Below are 16,898 nucleotides of genomic sequence, written 5' to 3'. Positions count from 1 at the left end.
GGTGTTGCGCCGATTACCCGGCAAGGCTGGCGGCGCGCGGCGGACAAGCCTTGCCGCTTGCGGCCAGCGGCGACCGGTCAACGCTGGGCGATGTTCTCCAGGGCCAGGTTGCGGGTACGCGGGCCGAAACGGCCGATGGTGAACATCACGATCAGCATGCTGCCGACAATGAACGCCAGGACCCCGGGCGTGCCGAAGCGGTCGAGGAAAAAACCGATCAGCAGGCTGCTGAACACCGTCGACAGGCGGCTGAACGAGTAGCAGAAACCCACCGCCCGGGCGCGGATATTGGTGGGGAACAGCTCGCTTTGATAGGAGTGGTAACTGAAGCTCAGCCAGGCGTTGCAGAAGGTGATCAGCACCCCGCAGACGATCAGCCCCAGGGCCGTGCTCTGCCAGGCGAACAGGGTGCCGAAGGTCATGGCGCCGAGGGCCGAGCCGACGATCTGCCACTTGTTCTCGAAGCGGTTGGCGAACTTGACGAACAGCAGCGGCCCCAGCGGATAGGCGAGGGTGATGATAAAGGCGTACATCAGGCTGTGGGTGACGCTCACGCCCTGGCCCGAGAGCAGCGCCGGCAGCCAGTTGCCGAAACCGAAGAAACCGATGGCCTGGAACACATGGAACACGATCAGCATCAGTGCCCGGCGCCGATAGGGCGGTTGCCAGATATCGGTGAAACGCCCCGAGCCCTGGACACCAAGGGATTCGGGTTGTGGGGTGTCCAGCGGCTTGCCGTGGTCCTTGGCGCAGCGCGCCTCGATGTCGTCCATGATCCGCTCGGCCTCGGCGAAGCGCCCATGCTGGGCCAGCCAGCGCGGCGACTCGGGCAGGCGTGAACGCAACCACCAGATAAACAGCGCGAACACCGCGCTGGCCAACACCACCCAGCGCCAGCCGGCGATGCCGAACGGGTCCTGCGGCACCAGCCACCAGGACATCAGCGCCACCGCCGGCACCGAGAGAAACTGCACGAAAAAGGCAAAGGCGAAGGCCGAGCTGCGCATGTGCTTGGGCACCAGCTCGGAGAGGTAGGCGTCGATGGTCACCAACTCGATGCCCAGGCCGATGCCCACCAGGAAACGCATGCCGATGATCCCCACGGCCGAGGTCTGCACGCCCATCAGCACCGTGGCCACGGTGTACCAGATCAGGGCGAAGGTGAAGATCGCCCGGCGCCCGAAGCGGTCGGCGATCGGGCTCAGCAGGCTGGCGCCGAGGAACAGGCCGAGAAAGGTCGCCGAGGCGAAGGCCGCCTGGTCGGAAAAACCGAACACGCCCTGGCTGCCGGTGGCGAAGATCCCGTCGCGGATCAGGCCGGGGCTGATATAGGCGGTCTGGAACAGGTCATACAGCTCGAAGAAACCGCCAATCGACAGCAGCGCCACCAGGCGCCAGACCGTGGCGACGGCGGGCAGGCGATCGATGCGGGCGGAGATATTGGCGGCGCGGACCGGGTCGAGGCCGTCGGTGGCGACAGTGGGGGCGAGGGACGACATGGGCGGGATTCCAGGTTTCGGTGAAGAGGAATCTTAGCTGGCTAACGGAAATCAATGATTGTGAATGCGGTCTCGGAAGTCGGGCTGTGCGCTGATTTATTGTCGTATTTCGTTACATCTTGCGGTTTTATGCCGCTGCTGCAGCCGAAGCGGCATCCAGCTTCCGTAGGAGCGAGGCTTGCCCGCGAAAGCGCCCTTGATCGCAACACCGATTCAGGGATCGAGTTGGGTGGCGCCTGTCATGGCCTTATCGCGGGCAAGCCTCGCTCCTGCAGAAGAAAAAGACGATTCAGGGAATGCCATTGCGTCCATGCAGCAGGAAGGCCGGGCGTTCGCTGAGCCGTGCGTAATAGGCGGCGATGGCGGGGAAGTCGGGGCGCTCCATGGGCGTCATCATCCAGCGATGCACCGATAGCCCTAGGACGATATCGGCCAGGCTGAACTGCTCGCCGGGCACATAGTCGCCGCTGCTCGCCAGTTGCTGCTCGAGCAGGGCCATCTTGGCGTTCCAGCCGCGAAGGCCGGCGGCGATCCGCTGTGGGTCCTGAAAGTCCGGGTTCTGCCGGACCAGGGCGACGAAGGCGTAGCTCCACGCCGGATTGAGCTCCGTGGCCTGCCAGTCCATCCATTGCTCCACCAGCGCCCGGGCCCGAGGCTCGCCGGGCAGCAGCCGTTGCCCGGCGACCTTGCCGGTCAGGTACCGGCAAATACTGTTGGATTCCCACAGCGCGCCAGCGTCATCGACCAGTACCGGCACCTGGGCGTTGGGGTTGAGCCTGAGAAACTCCGGTGTGTGGGTCGATTGGAAGCCGCTGCCCCAATCCTCGCGTTCGTAGGGCAGGCCCAGTTCCTCGCAGGTCCACAGCACTTTTCGGACGTTGATCGACGAGGCTTTACCGAGAATTCTCAGGGTTCCCATGCAAGCTTTCCTTGGCGGGTGGAGGGCCCTGGAAATTTAACAGCGGCGCCGCTCTTGGGCGATGCCGATTTGCACTGTGACCTCAGACCGGGTCCGGCAGCGCCGACGCCGGCAGGCCAAAGACCCGGTCGAACAGCCAGTTGAAGACGAAGGTGTAGCAGGGGATGAACAGGATCAGCGCCAGGTCCAGCAGGAAGGCCTGCACCAGGCTGATGTGCATCCACCAGGCGATCAGCGGAATCAGGAACAGGATCAGCGTCAGCTGGAAACCCACGGCATGGGCGATCCGCCGCTTGACCGTGCGGGTCCGCGAGACCTGGCGGCTTTCCCAACGCTCGAACAGGCTGGTGTAGATGAAGTTCCAGGTCACCGCGATGCTGGTGATCACCACCGCCAGCGGGCCGGTGCTGCTCGGCGAGGTGCCGGACAGCAAGGCCAGGCCCAGGGCCGAGAAGGTCATGCCGAACACCTCGAACAGTGACACGTAAACCAGTTTGCGCTTGATGCCTTGCATGCTTTTTTCCTCCGCGTTCGTTGGCCCGGGCCGCTCCTTTTGCAGGAAGGGCTGGCGAATGCGGTGCAAGATAGCTTCAATGTGTCTGACAGAAAAAGTCAGTAGCTTTCAGGTTTACTGATAGGTCGACATTCTAGACAGGCGTCTGCATGAATTTCTCCAGCGACAGCATCCAGTTGTTTCTCGCCGTGCTCGAGCGCGGTTCGTTTTCCGCGGCGGCCCGGGCCCTGGGTAAGGTGCCTTCGGCGGTGAGCATGGGTATCGCCAACCTTGAGGCGGAGCTGGGCTATCCCCTGTTCGATCGCAGCCATCGCGAGCCGGTGCCCACCGCCATGGCCAATGCCCTGGCGCCCCACGCGCGGCTGATCGCCGAGCAGCTCAAGCACCTGCAGGTGCATGCGGTGGAGTTGTCCCTGGGGCTGGAAAGCCGGCTGTCCATCGGCGTGGTCGAGGACATCGACAAGTCCCGGGTGCTGGCGGCGATCAAGCTGATCGCCGAGCGTCATCCGTTGCTCGACATCGAGGTGCTGAGCGCGCCCCAGGACGATCTGTTGCAACTGCTGCACACTGGCCGGATCGCGGTCGGCGTGGCCTTCGCCGGGCTCAGCCTGAACGTGCTGGAGTATTTCCAGTACGTCGGCAGCGAGCGGATGATCGCCTGCATTTCCGCGCGCCATCCCTTGCCCGAGGCGCCGGACGCCACCCTCTATCTGGAAGAGCTGGTCAACGTGCGTCAGGTGGTGGTTGCCAGCCGCGACCTGCCGATCCGCGACACCCGGCCACTGATCGCCGAGTCCTACTGGCGCACCGACAGCCTGGCCATGGCCCTGGACATGGTCGAGTCCGGCATTGGCTGGGGCAATTTCCCGCTGTCGGTGATCGCGCCCTTGCTCAAGGCCGGGCGGCTCAAGCGCCTGACCTTCAAGAACATCGACAACGGCCTGCTGCTGCCGGTGCACGCGGTATGGCTGAAGAACCAGCCCCTGCAAAAGGCCGCCCAGGCTTTTGTGCAGTTGCTGGGTGGGCAGGACCCGGCGCTGGCCCCTGAGGTTCATGCCGAGGGGAGGCCGTAAGCCTGTCCGCTTATGGGGCCGGACGGGTGGCGTCGTGCTGCTCGCTGCCCAGCGCCTGGTGACGCAGCCAGTCGAGCAAGCGGGCGACGGGCGAGTCTGGGTCGACTGTCTCGGGCGACAACAGGTAGTAGGCGCTGCCGTCGGCGATAAAACCGAAAGGCGCGACCAGCAGGCCCGACTCCAGGTCGTCGCGTACCAGTTGCCAGGGCGCGATGGCCAGCCCCAACCCAGCCACCGCCGCTTGCAGGCTGAAGTAGAAATGCTCGAAGACCTGCTCCGTGCCCGGCGCCTGTTGCATTCCCTTGAGGGTCATCCATTGCTCCCAGGCCGCTGCCCGGGTCGCGCTGTGCAGGCGTGGCGCCGTATCCGATAGCCGCACTCTGCCGCTTGCGTCGCGGGTCCAGCCGACGGCCTGGTCCGGGCGACACACCGGGCCGATGGCTTCATCGAACAGCCACTGCGCATGGGTGTGGGGCGGCCAGGGAAAGTCGTTGCGGCGGATCGCCAGGTCGATGCCTTGAGCAAAGGCGAAGGGTCCGCCGCCGGCCACCAGTTGCAGGGGGATATCCGGATGAGCGGCGAAGAAGGCCGGGATCCGTGGAATCAGCCAGCGCATCAGCAGGGTCGGTTCGCAGGACAGCACCAGGGCCGCAGCCTTGTCGGGCGTTCGCAGTTTGCGGGCGGCGGCGTCGATCAGGTCGAAGGCATGCTCCACGCTGTGCAGCAATTCGCGGCCAGCTTCGGTGAGAAAGACCCGATGGCTGCGACGCTCGAACAGCCGTGTGCCGAGGTCTTCTTCCAGGGTCCGGACGGCACGGCTGATGGCGCCGTGGGTCAGGTGCAGGGCTTCGCCGGCGCGGGTGAAGCTTTCCAGGCGAGCGGCGGCCTCGAAACAGCGCAGGGCGCTCAGGGGTGGCAGGCGGCGATGGGTTGTCTGTGAGTTTTTATCACCGGGAATGTCAGTTTTCATCGTTCGCTCTGTGACGGTTCGTGCCCATAAAGTATGGGCCGGATTCTATAGCGAAGGCGCTTGAAAATGACTGAACTGTTAGTAGTAATCACCATCACCATCCTCGCGGTGCTCAGCCCGGGGCCGGATTTCGCCATGGTCACGCGTAACAGCCTGGTGCTGTCGCGTCGGCATGGGGTGTTCACGGCGCTGGGGATCGGGCTCGGAGTGATGCTGCATATTGGCTACACGCTGTTGGGCGTTGGCCTGCTGGTCAAGGAATCGCTGCTGCTGTTCAGCGTGCTGAAAATCGCCGGGGCGCTGTACCTGGTTTATCTCGGTATCGGCATGCTGCGCAGCCGTGCGGTCGAGGAAGAGGTAGCGGTCGATGCGCCGCGGGTCTCGGCGTGGGTGGCATTGCGTACGGGGTTTTTGACCAATGCGCTGAACCCCAAGACTATGATTTTCGTGGTCAGCCTGTTCATGCAGGTGATGCAGCCAGGTACCGCGCCGGGTGTGCAGATCGGCTATGGCGCGATCATTGTCCTGGCCCATGTGCTGTGGTTCGTGGCGGTGGCGCTGTTCTTTTCGGCGCCGGGCATCCGGGCCCGGCTCATGGCTTACAAACGGCGTATCGACCAGTTGTTCGGCGTTCTGCTGGTGGGCTTCGGCGTGCTGCTCAGCGCCCTGAGCCTGCGTTCCTGAACGCGGCTCAGGTGCTCTCGCGCACCATCAGCTCGAAGCCCATGTCCACCACCGGCTTGGCCACGCTGTTGCCGGCCATCAGGGTCAGCAGTTGTTCCGCGGCGCGGCGGCCGATGGCTTCGCGCGGGGTGCTGATGCTGCTCAGGCGCGGCACCATGTGCGCCGAGGCGGGCAGGTCGTTGAAGCCCATCACCGCCACTTGCTCGGGGATCCTGATGCCGCAACGCATGGCTTCCAGCAGGGCGCCGTGGGCCAGGTCGTCGTTGCCGAAGAAGATCGCGTCCACGTCCGGGTGGCTGTGCATCAACTGCAGGAAGAGTTCGCCGCCCAGGCCCACCGACGAGGGGCGCGGGGTGAGGACTTCCAGTTTCGGGTCGTAGAGGCCGGCTTTCTCCAGGCCGCGGCGGAAACCTTCGCCGCGCATCAGGGTGCGCTGGTCGAGCTGGGCACCGATATAGGCCAGGCGCTTGCGCCCGCGGGAGATCAGGTGCTCGGCGGCGGTTTCCCCGGCGTTGTGCTGGGAGAAGCCCACGCAGTTCAGGCCGGCCTCGGGGTTGAGGTCCATCATGTAGACGCAGGGAACGTTGCTGGCTTCGACCATCCGTCGGGCGCTTTCGGTCCGGTCGAAGCCGGTCAGCAGCAGGCCGCGGGGCTGGTAGGCCATGTAGTTGCGCAGCAGGTTTTCTTCTTCGTCGGGGGAATAGTGGAAGTTGCCGATCAGCACTTCGAAGCCCTTGGGGCGCAGAACCTGATGAATGGCTTCCAGGGTATCGATGAACAGCAGGTTGGACAGCGACGGCACCAGCACCACCACCGAATGGCTCTGGGCCGAGGCCAGGGCGCGGGCGGCGGGGTTGACCACGTAGTTGAGTTCGCGGGCGGCCTTCTGCACCTTTTCCACCAGTTCGGTGGCCACCGTGTCGATGCCGCGCAGCGCTCGCGAGGCGGTGATCGGGCTGACGCCGGCCAGGCGCGCGACTTCGTTGAGGGTCGGGCGCCCCGTGGTGCGGGTATTTTTATCGTTCTTGGAGGAGGTCATCAGACGGCTTGCCAAACAAAATTCAAGTCACTAAGGTAGCGCTGTCTCGAAACAGCTGCAATGCGTGAGCGCGGTCGGCCTGACCCGCACTCTTTGGTTTCGCGGCCTATATACGCGGCAACCCACAAAAATGACAAGAAGGCGTCGGCAGAAACTATTTTTGCACTAGAGTCTCGAAGAGCGAAGGTAGCGCTGTCTGCGCGCTGAGGTGTTTCATGAGTCAACCCATCACCGCCCTGGTCATCATGGGCGTTGCCGGCTGCGGCAAGTCCAGCGTCAGTGAAGCGCTGTGCCAGCGCAGCGGCGCCACGGCCATTGAAGGCGATACGTTCCACCCTGCCGCCAATATCGCCAAGATGAGTGCCGGTATTCCCCTGAACGACGACGACCGTGCCGGCTGGCTCGACAGCCTGTGCGACGAGTTGCGTCGCGCCCTGGCCGCCGGACAACGTCCGGTGCTGACCTGCTCGGCGCTCAAGCGCAAGTACCGCGACCGCCTGCGCAGCGCCACGCCCGGCCTGGGCTTCGTTTTCCTGCAATTGACACCACAAGTGGCCGCCGATCGCGTGGCCCACCGTCCGGGGCATTTCATGCCTTCGACCCTGATCGACAGTCAGTTCGCCACCCTCGAATCTCCCGTGGGCGAACCCCTGACCCTGGCATTGGACGCCACCATCCACAGCGTTGACCGGCTGGCCGAACAGGCCCATGGCTGGTGGCTGGAGCACGGGCTGGACTCACCCCGATAAGCTTCGGCTCACCTAGATAGCGCTATCCCACTCGGCTCACGTTTTTAACGCTTGAATAAAAACAACAAACCGGAGGCAACCCCATGTTTGGCATGTCCCAAGAGACCTATCTGCTGGTAGACGCAGTGGTCACCATTATCGGGCTGATCGTGCTGATCACCCGATTCAAGCTGCATCCCTTCATCGCCCTGACCATCGCCGCGGGTTTCCTCGGCCTGACGTCGGGCATGCCGGTGGACAAGATCATCAAGGCGTTCCAGGACGGCTTCGGTGGGGTACTCGGTTTCGTCGGGATCATCCTCGCGCTGGGCACCATGCTCGGCAAAATGATGGCCGAATCCGGCGGCGCGGATCAGATCGCCCAAACCCTGATCCGCTCTTTCGGCAAGGAGCGGGTGCAGTGGGCGATGATGTTCGCCGCCTTCCTGGTGGGCATCCCGCTGTTCTTCGAGATCGGCTTCGTGCTGCTGATCCCGCTGGTGTTCATCGTCGCCCGGCGCACCGGCGTGTCGATCATCAAGATCGGCATCCCGCTGCTGGCCGGCCTGTCCGCGGTGCACGGCCTGGTGCCGCCGCATCCGGGCCCGCTGCTGGCCATTGGCGTGTTCGGCGCCGACATCGGCAAGACTATTCTCTACGGCCTGATCGTGGCCCTGCCGACCGCGATCATCGCCGGTCCGATCTACGGTACCTTCATCGCCAAGCACATCCCGGGTCATCCGAACCAGGAACTGGTGGACCAGCTGGCGCGCGAAAACACCTCGGCCAACCTGCCGAGCTTCAGCGTGACCCTGCTGACCGTGCTGCTGCCGGTGTTCCTGATGCTGCTCAAGACCTTCGCCGACGTGGCCTTCCCGGACGGGCATTTCTTCCGTATCTGGATGGACATGATCGGTCACCCGATCAGCGCGCTGCTGCTGGCCTTGCTGCTGTCGCTCTATACCTTCGGTTCGCGCCAGGGCATCGGCTCCAAGCAGATCCTCAAGCTGCTCGACGCCAGCCTGGCGCCGACCGCGGCGATCATCCTGATCATCGGTGCCGGCGGTGGCTTCAAGCAGATGCTGGTGACCAGCGGCGTGGGTGACGTGATCGGCCACATGGCGGTCAACGCGCAGATCTCGCCGATCCTGTTGGCGTGGCTGGTGGCGGCGGTGATCCGGATCGCCACCGGTTCGGCGACCGTGGCGACCATCACCGGCGCGGGCATCGTGGTACCGGTGGTCGGCATGATCCCTGGGGTCAATCGCGAGCTGCTGGTGCTGGCCACCGGTGCCGGCTCGCTGATCCTGTCCCACGTCAACGACGCCGGTTTCTGGCTGGTGAAGCAGTACTTCAACATGACCGTGGCGGAAACCTTCAAGACCTGGACCGCGATGGAAACCATCCTCTCGGTGGTGGGCCTGATCTTCATCCTGCTGCTGTCGCTGGTGGTCTGACCCGAGCCCTGTAGCCGCTGCCGAAGGCTGCGATCGGCCGGTACGGCCGTAGCGATCTTGCAATCGCTGAAGGCCCTTCGGTCCTTATCGCAGCCTGCGGCAGCGGCTACAGGATCATGTCGGCTGGTTATTAGCCGGACACAAAAAAACCGCAGCGATGCGGTTTTTTTGTGCCTGCTTATAGGGCGACGCGGATCAGCCTTTCTGCACCAGGCCATCGGCGCGGAACATGCCGCGGATGCCGCGCACGGCCTGGCGGATACGGTCCTGGTTTTCGATCAGGGCGAAGCGCACATGGTCGTCGCCGTACTCACCGAAACCCACCCCTGGCGAAACGCAGACCTTGGCCTCGGCCAGCAGCTTCTTGGCGAACTCCAGCGAGCCCAGGTGCGCGTAGGCCTCGGGAATCTTCGCCCAGACGTACATCGAGGCCTTGGGGTTCTCGACCATCCAGCCCAGCTCATGCAGGCCCTTGACCAGCACATTGCGGCGCTGGCGGTACTGTTCGGCGATGTCTTTCACGCACTGCTGGTCGCCTTCCAGCGCGGCGATGGCCGCCACCTGCAGCGGGGTGAAAGTGCCGTAGTCGTGGTAGCTCTTGATCCGCGCCAGGGCACTGACCAGCTCCGGGTTGCCGACCATGAAGCCGATGCGCCAGCCGGCCATGTTGTAGCTCTTGGACAGGGTGAAGAACTCCACCGCGATGTCCTTGGCGCCCGGCACCTGCATGATCGACGGGGCTTTCCAGCCGTCGTAGACGATGTCGGCGTAGGCCAGGTCGTGGATCACCAGCACGTCGTACTGCTTGGCCAGGGCGATCACCCGTTCGAAGAAGTCCAGCTCGACGCACTGCGCGGTAGGGTTGGATGGGAAGCCGAGGATCATCATCTTCGGTTTCGGGATCGAGCCGCGGATGGCCCGCTCCAGCTCATCGAAGAAGTCCACGCCCGGCACCAGCGGCACCGAACGCACCTGGGCGCCGGCGATCACCGCACCGTAAATGTGAATCGGGTAGCTGGGGTTGGGCACCAGCACGGTGTCGCCCTGGTCCAGGGTGGCGAGCATCAGGTGCGCCAGGCCTTCCTTGGAGCCGATGGTGACGATGGCTTCGCTTTCCGGGTCGATATCGACCTCGTAGCGATCCTTGTACCAGCGCGAAATGGCTCGGCGCAGACGCGGAATACCCTTGGAGGTGGAGTAGCCGTGGGTGTCTTCGCGCTGGGCGACGGTGACCAGTTTCTCGACGATGTGCGGCGGAGTCGCACCGTCGGGGTTACCCATGCTCAAGTCGATGATGTCTTCGCCGCGCCGACGCGCAGCCATCTTCAGCTCGGCAGTGATATTGAATACATAGGGGGGGAGTCGATCTATGCGCGCAAAGCGGCGCGGCGAACCTTGTTCGGCCATTGTTGCCTCGAGTACGTGAGCGCCCGGAACCGTCCGAGCGACGTCGGCCACTGCGGTGGCCTGGGGGCAGACGATAAGGGCTGTGGCGCCAGGCTGTCCAGAGGGGCGCGGCAACTATTTTTTGCCGGCAGCGGCGTTGCCTGGACAGGGATTTGCATCATGCTGGCTGGATTCGCAGCCCGCGCATTGTGTTTGCCGGGCCCTCCCGCGTTAAATACCCCCCACTCGAACAACCGCATCGAACAGGATGAATGATGGAGTTTACCAGCGGCTTTCTGCTGAGCCTTTCGCTGTGCCTGGACATAGGCGTGGCCAATATCGCGATGATTACCCTGGCCATGCAGCGTGGTTATTTCCAGGGTTTCTGCCTGGGCCTGGGCACCTGTGTCGGTGACCTGGTCTACGCCGTGCTGGCGCTGGCCGGGATGACCGTGCTGCTGCAGTACGAAGCGGTGCGCTGGGTATTGTGGATCGGCGGCTCGGCGCTGCTGGTGTACTTCGCGGCGAAGATGATCTATTCGGCGATCCACCACAGCGCGGTGCTGGCCGAGGCCGGGGAGGTGGACAACGGTTCGCCGCGCAAGGAGTTTTTCCGCGGCATTTTCCTGGCCATGTCGTCTCCCAGCGCGATCCTCTGGTTCGCCGCGGTGGGCGGTACCCTGATTGCCCGTTCCGGTGGTGGTGACCTGCTCAGTTCCGGGCTGTTCCTCAGCGGCTTCTTCTGCGCCGGGCTGGCCTGGGTCGTGGGCCTGTGCTTTGCCGCGACCCAGGGCGGCAAGCTGCTGGGCGACAAATTGTTGCGCTACTCCTACCTGGCATCTGCGGCGATCTTCTGCTATTTCGCGGTCTACGTGATCCTGTCCGGTTACCAGGAGTTCATCGTCGGCGCGGCGGTCGCGGAGCTTCCCGCGCTCTGACCCAGCGATTCGGGTTTGGCCTCTATACTCCCTGCCGAACCCATTTTTCAGGCAGGAGTCGCATCATGGATGAGCAAAAACAGGTCGGCGGGCCGGTGCCGCGTTTCGAGAAGGGGCGCTTTCTGCTGATCGCCGGTCTGGGCGGGCGTTTCACTCCCGAGACGACGCAGGGCATTCCTGAACTCTGGGAACGCTTCATTCCCCATATCGGCAAGGTTCCCGGCCAGGTCGGGGAGGAGACCTACGGCCTCTGCTGCAACCCCGACGGCAAGGGCGGGTTCGAATACATCGCCGGGGTCGAGATCAGCAAACTCGACGATTTGCCCGAGCTGTACCGCTGGGTCGAGGTGCCGCCGCAGCACTACGCGGTGTTTGAGCACCAGGGGCCGCTTGCGAGCCTGCCGCAGACCTTCCAGTACATCTGGAAAACCTGGCTGCCGCAGTCCGGGCGCGAAGCCGCCGATGCGCCGGAATTCGAACGCTACAGCGCCGACTTCAACCCCGACACCGGCCAGGGCGTGCTGGAAATCTGGCTGCCGCTCAAGGAGTAGTGAGCCGCGCCGCGAGTACCGGCCGGGCCCGCGTTGGGCCCGGTCATTTGCCTTTGTTCGGCCGGCGGGCGCGCCACAGGTCGATGGACAGGGTGACAAAACCGAACGCACTGATACCGAACAGCACCAGCAAACCGATCTGAACATTGCTCATGGCGACTTCCGTACTCGACCAGGATGGGATTGATTGAGGCCTGATAAATAACCCGGTCGGCGCGCGGATGACAGCGACTCTACGCAGGTTTTACGGGCTTGCCGTCATTCGATATGCAAGCCTTATTACTTTATGATCGGCGGCATTTCCCATAGCCGATCTGTTCCCCATGACCTTATCCAGCCTGTTGATCCGTCAAGTCGCCGCCGCTGACCTGGACCGCTGCTTCGCCATCGAAACCCTGGCCTATGAAGGCGACGAAGCCGCCACTCGGGAAAAGATCGCCACCCGCATCGCCACCTGGCCCGAGGGCTTCATCGTCGCCGAAGTGGAGGGCGTGGTGGCCGGCTTCATCAATTCCGGGGCGGCCTTCGAGGTGGAGATGGCCGACGAGGCCTTCAAGGAACTGATCGGCCACGACCCGGCCGGGCCCCATGTGGTGATCATGTCGGTGGTGGTGCATCCGGACTATCAGGGCCAGGGTGTTTCCCGGCGTCTGCTGGAGGCCTTTATCGAGCGCATGCGCGGCCTGGGCAAGGCCAGCATCAACCTGATGTGCAAGGAGCGGCATGTGCCCTTGTACGAGCGCTTCGGCTTCGTCTACCTCAAGGCTTCGGCGTCGGACCATGGCGGCATGGCCTGGCACGAGATGGTGCTGAAACTGTGAGGTCGTAACGCCACGGCGCAGGAGCCAGGCTTGCCCGCGAAAAGGGCGCCGCGGTCTGGCCGATGTACCGCGTCAACCTTCATCGCGAGCAATCTTCGCTCCTACAAAGCCTTCAATACAGGCTGTTCTGCACCCGTTCCGGCATCTCCCGGTCGTAGCGGTCGGCGTCGAACTGGCCGTCGCAGAGGCGCTTGAGGATGGCGCCGGCCGAGGGCAGGGCCGAGCGTTCCAGGTAGTGCTCGGGGTTCCACAGGTCGGAGCGCACGATGGCCTTGGAGCAGTGGAAGTAGGCCGCCTCGACGTCTACCAGGATCACCGTGCGCGCCGGCTTGCCATTCACCGCGAAGCTGTCCAGCAGCGCCGGCTCGGCCGAGATCCGCGCCCGGCCATTGACCCGCAGGGTCTCGCCGATGCCCGGAATGATGAACAGCAGGGCCACCCGCGGGTCGCTGACGATATTGCGCAGGCTGTCGATGCGGTTGTTGCCTGGGCGGTCGGGCAGGGCCAGGGTGCGCTCGTCGATGATCCGCACGAAACCCGGGGTATCGCCGCGGGGCGAGCCGTCCATGCCGCCTGGGCCGCTGGTGCTCAGGATCACCAGCGGCGAGGCGCGCACCATGGCCTGGTAGTCCGGGTTGAGGAAGGGGATTTCCTTGCGCACGGCCCGCTCAATGGGCTGGCCGTAGATTGCTTCCAGTTGCTCGAGGGTGGTCAGCATCATGCTTCTCCTGGGTAATTTCAGAACATCAGGACCAGACGGCGTTCATAGCCGATGCGGCCCCTGTAGGCCTCGCCGCTGTCGACCCAGCCTTGCTTCAGATAGAGGCTGAAGGCCGCTGCATTGTCCGTGTCCACCGACAGCATCAGCCCCTTGATTTCTGGCCACGCCTGGCGCGCGGCGGCGGGCAGGGCTTGCAGGCAGGCCCGGCCGTAGCCCTGGCCCTGGACCCGCTGATCGACCTGCAAGGCATGCAGGGTGGCGGTGTCGGGGTCGGCCCAATGGGGCAGGAACGGCGGGCGCTTGAGCAGCAGGAAGGCCACCGGGACCTCGTCGGCCAACAGGGCGAAGCCCTTGATCCCGGGCTCCGGCGCCTTGAGCAGGGTATGCAGCGCGGTGTAGATATCGCCGGAATAATGCTTCTGCCGCGGGTGCACTTCGAGCGCGTCGAGCTGCTGCAATTGCCTGGCGTCGAGCTGTTCGTAGGGCACGAGTCGGGTGGTCACTGGGCTGTCCATATCCGGGCACTGAGGGGGCTGGGTAAGTGGCGATTCTAGCGATTTTGCCCAGGGTTCCGGTTTTTTTTCCTGGCCCTGTCGATTGAGCGGGCGGCCAGACGACTAAGGGTGTCTTCACGATTTAACGGTCGCCTGCGGCGGCCACCTTGAGCCCGTATCACTCAATCGCAAGGAGAATCGCCATGAACGCCCAAACCACCGAAAGCGAAATCCGCAGCCTGATCGACGCCTGGCGCCAGGCCGTGATGGCCAAGGACATCGAGCGCATCGTCAGCTATTACGCCGACGACATCATCGCGTTCGACGCCGTGGCCGCGTTGCAATTCAAGGGCAAGCAAGCCTACCGCGCGCACTGGAAGGCCTGCATGGAGTTCTGCCCCGGCCCGGGCATCTTCGACTTCGAGCAACTGCACATTGTCGGCGCTAGCGACAGCGCCTTCGCCCACTGGCTGGCCCACTGCGGCGGCACCGACGACAAGGGCGAGACCAAGGCCTGCTGGATGCGCGTGACCGCCGGTTACCAGCGCCTGGGCGGCCAGTGGAAAGTGGTCCACGAACACTGGTCGGCGCCGTTCGACATGCAGAGCGGTACCGCATTGTTCGACCTGCAACCCTGATCGTCGGGTTTTTCGCCAAAGCCTGAAACTGCAGCCATAGTTGATCAGCTCGATCGAGGAGAGCCCCATGAAATACCTATGCCTGGTCTACAGCGACGAACAGCTGTTGCACAGCCTGCCGGAGAGCCCGAAGGACGCCGAGTGCATGGCGTATGCCGAGTCGGTGCAAGGCAGCGGCCGGATGCTCGCCGCCGAGGCCCTGGAGTCGGTGCAGACCGCGACCACGGTGCGTATGCGCGGCGGCCGGCTGTCGATCACCGACGGCCCGTTCGCCGAAACCAAGGAACAGTTGGCCGGGTTCTACCTGATCGATGCCAAGGACCTCAACGAAGCCATCCAGGTCGCCGGCAACATCCCGGCGGCTCGGGTCGGCAGTGTCGAGGTGCGCCCGGTGCGTGAGTTGAATCCCTGATCGCCACCCTGGAAAAACGAGCCCTGAAAAAACAAGCATAAGCAGGAGTTTCGCAATGACCGAGCACAGCGTGGGCCGTGCGCCCGCCCAATATGAGTTGTCCATCAGCCGCCTGATCGATGCGCCGCCCGGCAAGCTGTTCCGTGCCTGGACCGAACCGCAGTTGCTGGTGCAATGGTGGGGACCCCACGGCATGACCACCCCGGAGTGCGAAATGGACCTGTGGGTCGGCGGCCAGTTTCGCACCCTGATGCGCGCCCCGGACGGCAACGAATACCCGACCATGGGCGTGTTCCTGGAGATCGTCGCGCCGCGGCGGCTGGTGTTCACCGATGCCTTCCTGCCGGGCTGGATTCCTTCGGGCAAGGCCTTCATGAGCGCCGAGGTGACCTTCGACGACCTGGACGGCAAGACCCTCTACACCGCCCGCGCCATGCACTGGAGCGAAGAGGATCGCCAGGCCCATGAAGCCATGGGCTTTCACGAGGGCTGGGGGCAGAGCCTGGATCGCCTGGAAAGCCTGGTGACCCGAGGCATGCCGGACTGATGCCGACGGCAACGCAAGACAGCGTCAAGGCGCTGGTGGAGACGGTCTACCGCAACGAGTCGCGGCGGATCCTGGCGACCCTGATTCGCCTGCTGGGGGATTTCGACCTCGCCGAAGAAGCCTTGCACGAGGCGTTCTTCGTCGCGGTCGAGCGCTGGCAGCGCGACGGCGTACCGGACAACCCGCGGGCCTGGCTGGTGTCGGCCGGGCGTTTCAAGGCCATCGACGGCTTGCGTCGGCGGGCGCGTTTCGCTGCGTCCCAGGCGGCGCTGGTCAGCCAGCTCGAAGAGCTGGAGCAGGCAGACTGGAGCGAGGAAGACCTGGAAGACGACCGCCTGCGCCTGATCTTCACCTGCTGCCACCCGGCGCTGGCGGCGGACGCCCAGGTGCCGCTGACATTGCGGGAGATCTGCGACCTGACCACCGAGGAAATCGCCCGGGCCTTTCTCTCGGCGCCGGCCACCATCGCCCAGCGCATCGTGCGCGCCAAGGCCAAGATCCGCGATGCACGGATTCCTTATCAGGTGCCGTCCCTGGGCGAGCTGCCCGAGCGCCTGGACAGTGTGTTGCGGGTGATTTACCTGGTATTCAACGAAGGCTATTCGGCGTCGATGGGCGCCGAGCTGACCCGCGAAGACCTGACCCATGAGGCGATCCGCCTCGGCCGTCTGTTGCTGGAACTGCTGCCGGAACCCGAAGTGATGGGCCTGCTGGCCTTGATGCTGTTGCATGAGTCGCGGCGCCTGGCGCGAACCTCGGCCACCGGGGAGCTGGTGCTGCTGGACGAGCAGGATCGCTCGCTGTGGGACCGCGAACTGATCGCCGAAGGCTGCGCCCTGGTGGAGCACGCCCTGGGCACCCGCCGTTTCGGCCCGTACTGCCTGCAGGCGGCGATCGCCGCGGTGCATGCCGAGGCGGCGACCGCCGGGGAAACCGACTGGCAGCAGATCGTCGGTCTGTATGACGTGCTGTTGCGCGCCATGCCCTCGCCGGTGATCGAACTGAACCGCGCGGTCGCCATCGCCCAGCGGGACGGGCCGCTGGCCGGCCTGGAGCGGGTCGAGGCGATCCTGGCCCGGGGCGAGTTGCAGGATTACCACCTGGCCCATTCGGCGCGGGCCGAGTTCTGCCGGCAATTGGGCCGGGTGGAGCCGGCGCGGGAAGCCTATCTGCGCGCCCTGGAACTGACCCGCCAGGAACCGGAGCGGCGTTTTATCGAGAACAAGCTTGAAGCCCTGAAAACCTTCTGAACTCTTGCCGATCCGAAGACTGCGGTCGGCCGAGCGGTCGTGGTCTATTGACGATCGTTGAAGGCCTTCGGCCTTATCGCAGCCTGCGGCAGCGGCTACAGGGATTGTGGCGCGAGCAGGGGCCGGGAGCGACCCCGGAAACGTCGCAACGATGCACTTTTCTTCAGATCAGCCGAACCCTGTTGGCCTTATCGCAGCCTGCGGCAGCGGCTACAGGGAGGGTGGCGTGAGGAGGGGCCGGGAGCGACCTCGGAAAC

At 64.4% G+C, this 16,898-nt stretch carries 19 protein-coding genes; 11 read left to right on the top strand and 8 right to left on the bottom strand.

Annotated features, from left to right (window positions below):
* Nucleotides 1-77 precede the first annotated feature (77 nt).
* The 3 genes from AC07Y9_RS04585 to AC07Y9_RS04575 all read right to left on the bottom strand — a co-directional run bounded on the left by AC07Y9_RS04585 (nucleotide 78) and on the right by AC07Y9_RS04575 (nucleotide 2,932).
* Complete coding sequence (locus tag AC07Y9_RS04585; protein WP_102678965.1) at nucleotides 78-1,499, bottom strand: MFS transporter; 1,422 nt, start codon at nucleotides 1,497-1,499, stop codon at nucleotides 78-80.
* Nucleotides 1,500-1,788: 289 nt separating this feature from the next.
* On the bottom strand, nucleotides 1,789-2,418 hold the full coding sequence (locus AC07Y9_RS04580) for a glutathione S-transferase family protein (RefSeq protein ID WP_102678964.1): 630 nt from the start codon (nucleotides 2,416-2,418) through the stop codon (nucleotides 1,789-1,791).
* 82 nt (nucleotides 2,419-2,500) lie between these two features.
* Nucleotides 2,501-2,932 carry a PACE efflux transporter gene (locus tag AC07Y9_RS04575; protein ID WP_009045208.1) on the bottom strand — a complete coding sequence of 144 codons (432 nt, stop codon included), beginning with the start codon at nucleotides 2,930-2,932 and terminating at the stop codon, nucleotides 2,501-2,503.
* Between the two features lie 149 nt (nucleotides 2,933-3,081).
* Here AC07Y9_RS04575 and AC07Y9_RS04570 point away from each other — a divergent pair, with 149 nt between their 5' ends.
* Nucleotides 3,082-4,005: a LysR family transcriptional regulator gene (locus tag AC07Y9_RS04570; RefSeq protein ID WP_102678963.1), complete on the top strand. Its 924-nt coding sequence runs from the start codon at nucleotides 3,082-3,084 to the stop codon at nucleotides 4,003-4,005.
* 10 nt (nucleotides 4,006-4,015) lie between these two features.
* On the opposite strand, the gene AC07Y9_RS04565 is transcribed toward AC07Y9_RS04570, so the two are convergent.
* On the bottom strand, nucleotides 4,016-4,975 hold the full coding sequence (locus AC07Y9_RS04565; protein ID WP_102678962.1) for a LysR family transcriptional regulator: 960 nt from the start codon (nucleotides 4,973-4,975) through the stop codon (nucleotides 4,016-4,018).
* 66 nt (nucleotides 4,976-5,041) lie between these two features.
* Between AC07Y9_RS04565 and AC07Y9_RS04560 the strand changes: the two genes are divergently transcribed.
* Complete coding sequence (locus tag AC07Y9_RS04560; RefSeq protein ID WP_007925126.1) at nucleotides 5,042-5,659, top strand: LysE family transporter; 618 nt, start codon at nucleotides 5,042-5,044, stop codon at nucleotides 5,657-5,659.
* A 7-nt stretch (nucleotides 5,660-5,666) separates the two neighbouring features.
* Here the strand turns inward: AC07Y9_RS04560 and gntR are convergent, their stop codons facing one another.
* Complete coding sequence (gntR, locus tag AC07Y9_RS04555; RefSeq protein ID WP_007925129.1) at nucleotides 5,667-6,698, bottom strand: HTH-type transcriptional regulator GntR; 1,032 nt, start codon at nucleotides 6,696-6,698, stop codon at nucleotides 5,667-5,669.
* Nucleotides 6,699-6,913: 215 nt separating this feature from the next.
* On the opposite strand from gntR, the gene AC07Y9_RS04550 reads away from it, so the two are divergent.
* Together AC07Y9_RS04550 and AC07Y9_RS04545 are read left to right on the top strand one after the other, a co-directional pair.
* Nucleotides 6,914-7,447 carry a gluconokinase gene (locus tag AC07Y9_RS04550; protein WP_009045204.1) on the top strand — a complete coding sequence of 178 codons (534 nt, stop codon included), beginning with the start codon at nucleotides 6,914-6,916 and terminating at the stop codon, nucleotides 7,445-7,447.
* An 83-nt stretch (nucleotides 7,448-7,530) separates the two neighbouring features.
* Nucleotides 7,531-8,883 carry a GntP family permease gene (locus tag AC07Y9_RS04545; protein ID WP_007925132.1) on the top strand — a complete coding sequence of 451 codons (1,353 nt, stop codon included), beginning with the start codon at nucleotides 7,531-7,533 and terminating at the stop codon, nucleotides 8,881-8,883.
* Nucleotides 8,884-9,078: 195 nt separating this feature from the next.
* Here the strand turns inward: AC07Y9_RS04545 and alaC are convergent, their stop codons facing one another.
* Nucleotides 9,079-10,290: an alanine transaminase gene (alaC, locus tag AC07Y9_RS04540; RefSeq protein ID WP_007925133.1), complete on the bottom strand. Its 1,212-nt coding sequence runs from the start codon at nucleotides 10,288-10,290 to the stop codon at nucleotides 9,079-9,081.
* Between the two features lie 254 nt (nucleotides 10,291-10,544).
* Between alaC and AC07Y9_RS04535 the strand changes: the two genes are divergently transcribed.
* The 3 genes from AC07Y9_RS04535 to AC07Y9_RS04525 all read left to right on the top strand — a co-directional run bounded on the left by AC07Y9_RS04535 (nucleotide 10,545) and on the right by AC07Y9_RS04525 (nucleotide 12,579).
* Nucleotides 10,545-11,207 carry a LysE family translocator gene (locus tag AC07Y9_RS04535; protein ID WP_007925134.1) on the top strand — a complete coding sequence of 221 codons (663 nt, stop codon included), beginning with the start codon at nucleotides 10,545-10,547 and terminating at the stop codon, nucleotides 11,205-11,207.
* Between the two features lie 65 nt (nucleotides 11,208-11,272).
* Complete coding sequence (locus tag AC07Y9_RS04530) at nucleotides 11,273-11,758, top strand: GyrI-like domain-containing protein (protein WP_087090361.1); 486 nt, start codon at nucleotides 11,273-11,275, stop codon at nucleotides 11,756-11,758.
* Between the two features lie 323 nt (nucleotides 11,759-12,081).
* Nucleotides 12,082-12,579 carry a GNAT family N-acetyltransferase gene (locus tag AC07Y9_RS04525; RefSeq protein ID WP_062824923.1) on the top strand — a complete coding sequence of 166 codons (498 nt, stop codon included), beginning with the start codon at nucleotides 12,082-12,084 and terminating at the stop codon, nucleotides 12,577-12,579.
* A gap of 112 nt (nucleotides 12,580-12,691) precedes the next feature.
* On the opposite strand, the gene AC07Y9_RS04520 is transcribed toward AC07Y9_RS04525, so the two are convergent.
* Together AC07Y9_RS04520 and AC07Y9_RS04515 are read right to left on the bottom strand one after the other, a co-directional pair.
* Nucleotides 12,692-13,297: a pyridoxamine 5'-phosphate oxidase family protein gene (locus AC07Y9_RS04520; RefSeq protein WP_097134799.1), complete on the bottom strand. Its 606-nt coding sequence runs from the start codon at nucleotides 13,295-13,297 to the stop codon at nucleotides 12,692-12,694.
* Nucleotides 13,298-13,317: 20 nt separating this feature from the next.
* Nucleotides 13,318-13,803, bottom strand: a complete 486-nt coding sequence (locus tag AC07Y9_RS04515; protein WP_173679763.1) for a GNAT family N-acetyltransferase — start codon at nucleotides 13,801-13,803, stop codon at nucleotides 13,318-13,320.
* Nucleotides 13,804-13,997: 194 nt separating this feature from the next.
* Between AC07Y9_RS04515 and AC07Y9_RS04510 the strand changes: the two genes are divergently transcribed.
* From AC07Y9_RS04510 to AC07Y9_RS04495, 4 genes are all read left to right on the top strand, one after another.
* Nucleotides 13,998-14,432 (top strand): YybH family protein, encoded by a 435-nt coding sequence (locus AC07Y9_RS04510; protein ID WP_102678960.1) that lies wholly within the window; start codon nucleotides 13,998-14,000, stop codon nucleotides 14,430-14,432.
* Between the two features lie 67 nt (nucleotides 14,433-14,499).
* Nucleotides 14,500-14,844, top strand: a complete 345-nt coding sequence (locus tag AC07Y9_RS04505; protein ID WP_007925146.1) for a YciI family protein — start codon at nucleotides 14,500-14,502, stop codon at nucleotides 14,842-14,844.
* A 55-nt stretch (nucleotides 14,845-14,899) separates the two neighbouring features.
* Nucleotides 14,900-15,391 (top strand): SRPBCC family protein, encoded by a 492-nt coding sequence (locus AC07Y9_RS04500; RefSeq protein WP_053262329.1) that lies wholly within the window; start codon nucleotides 14,900-14,902, stop codon nucleotides 15,389-15,391.
* The gene (locus AC07Y9_RS04495; RefSeq protein ID WP_102678959.1) at nucleotides 15,391-16,641 is read left to right on the top strand and encodes an RNA polymerase sigma factor; all 1,251 of its coding nucleotides are present in this window, start codon (nucleotides 15,391-15,393) and stop codon (nucleotides 16,639-16,641) included. The genes AC07Y9_RS04500 and AC07Y9_RS04495 overlap by 1 nt, the downstream gene beginning before the upstream one ends.
* Nucleotides 16,642-16,898: the final 257 nt, after the last annotated feature.

Source organism: Pseudomonas sp. GW456-L12, from assembly GCF_059424045.1.
This window is presented reverse-complemented; position numbering and strand designations above follow the sequence as displayed.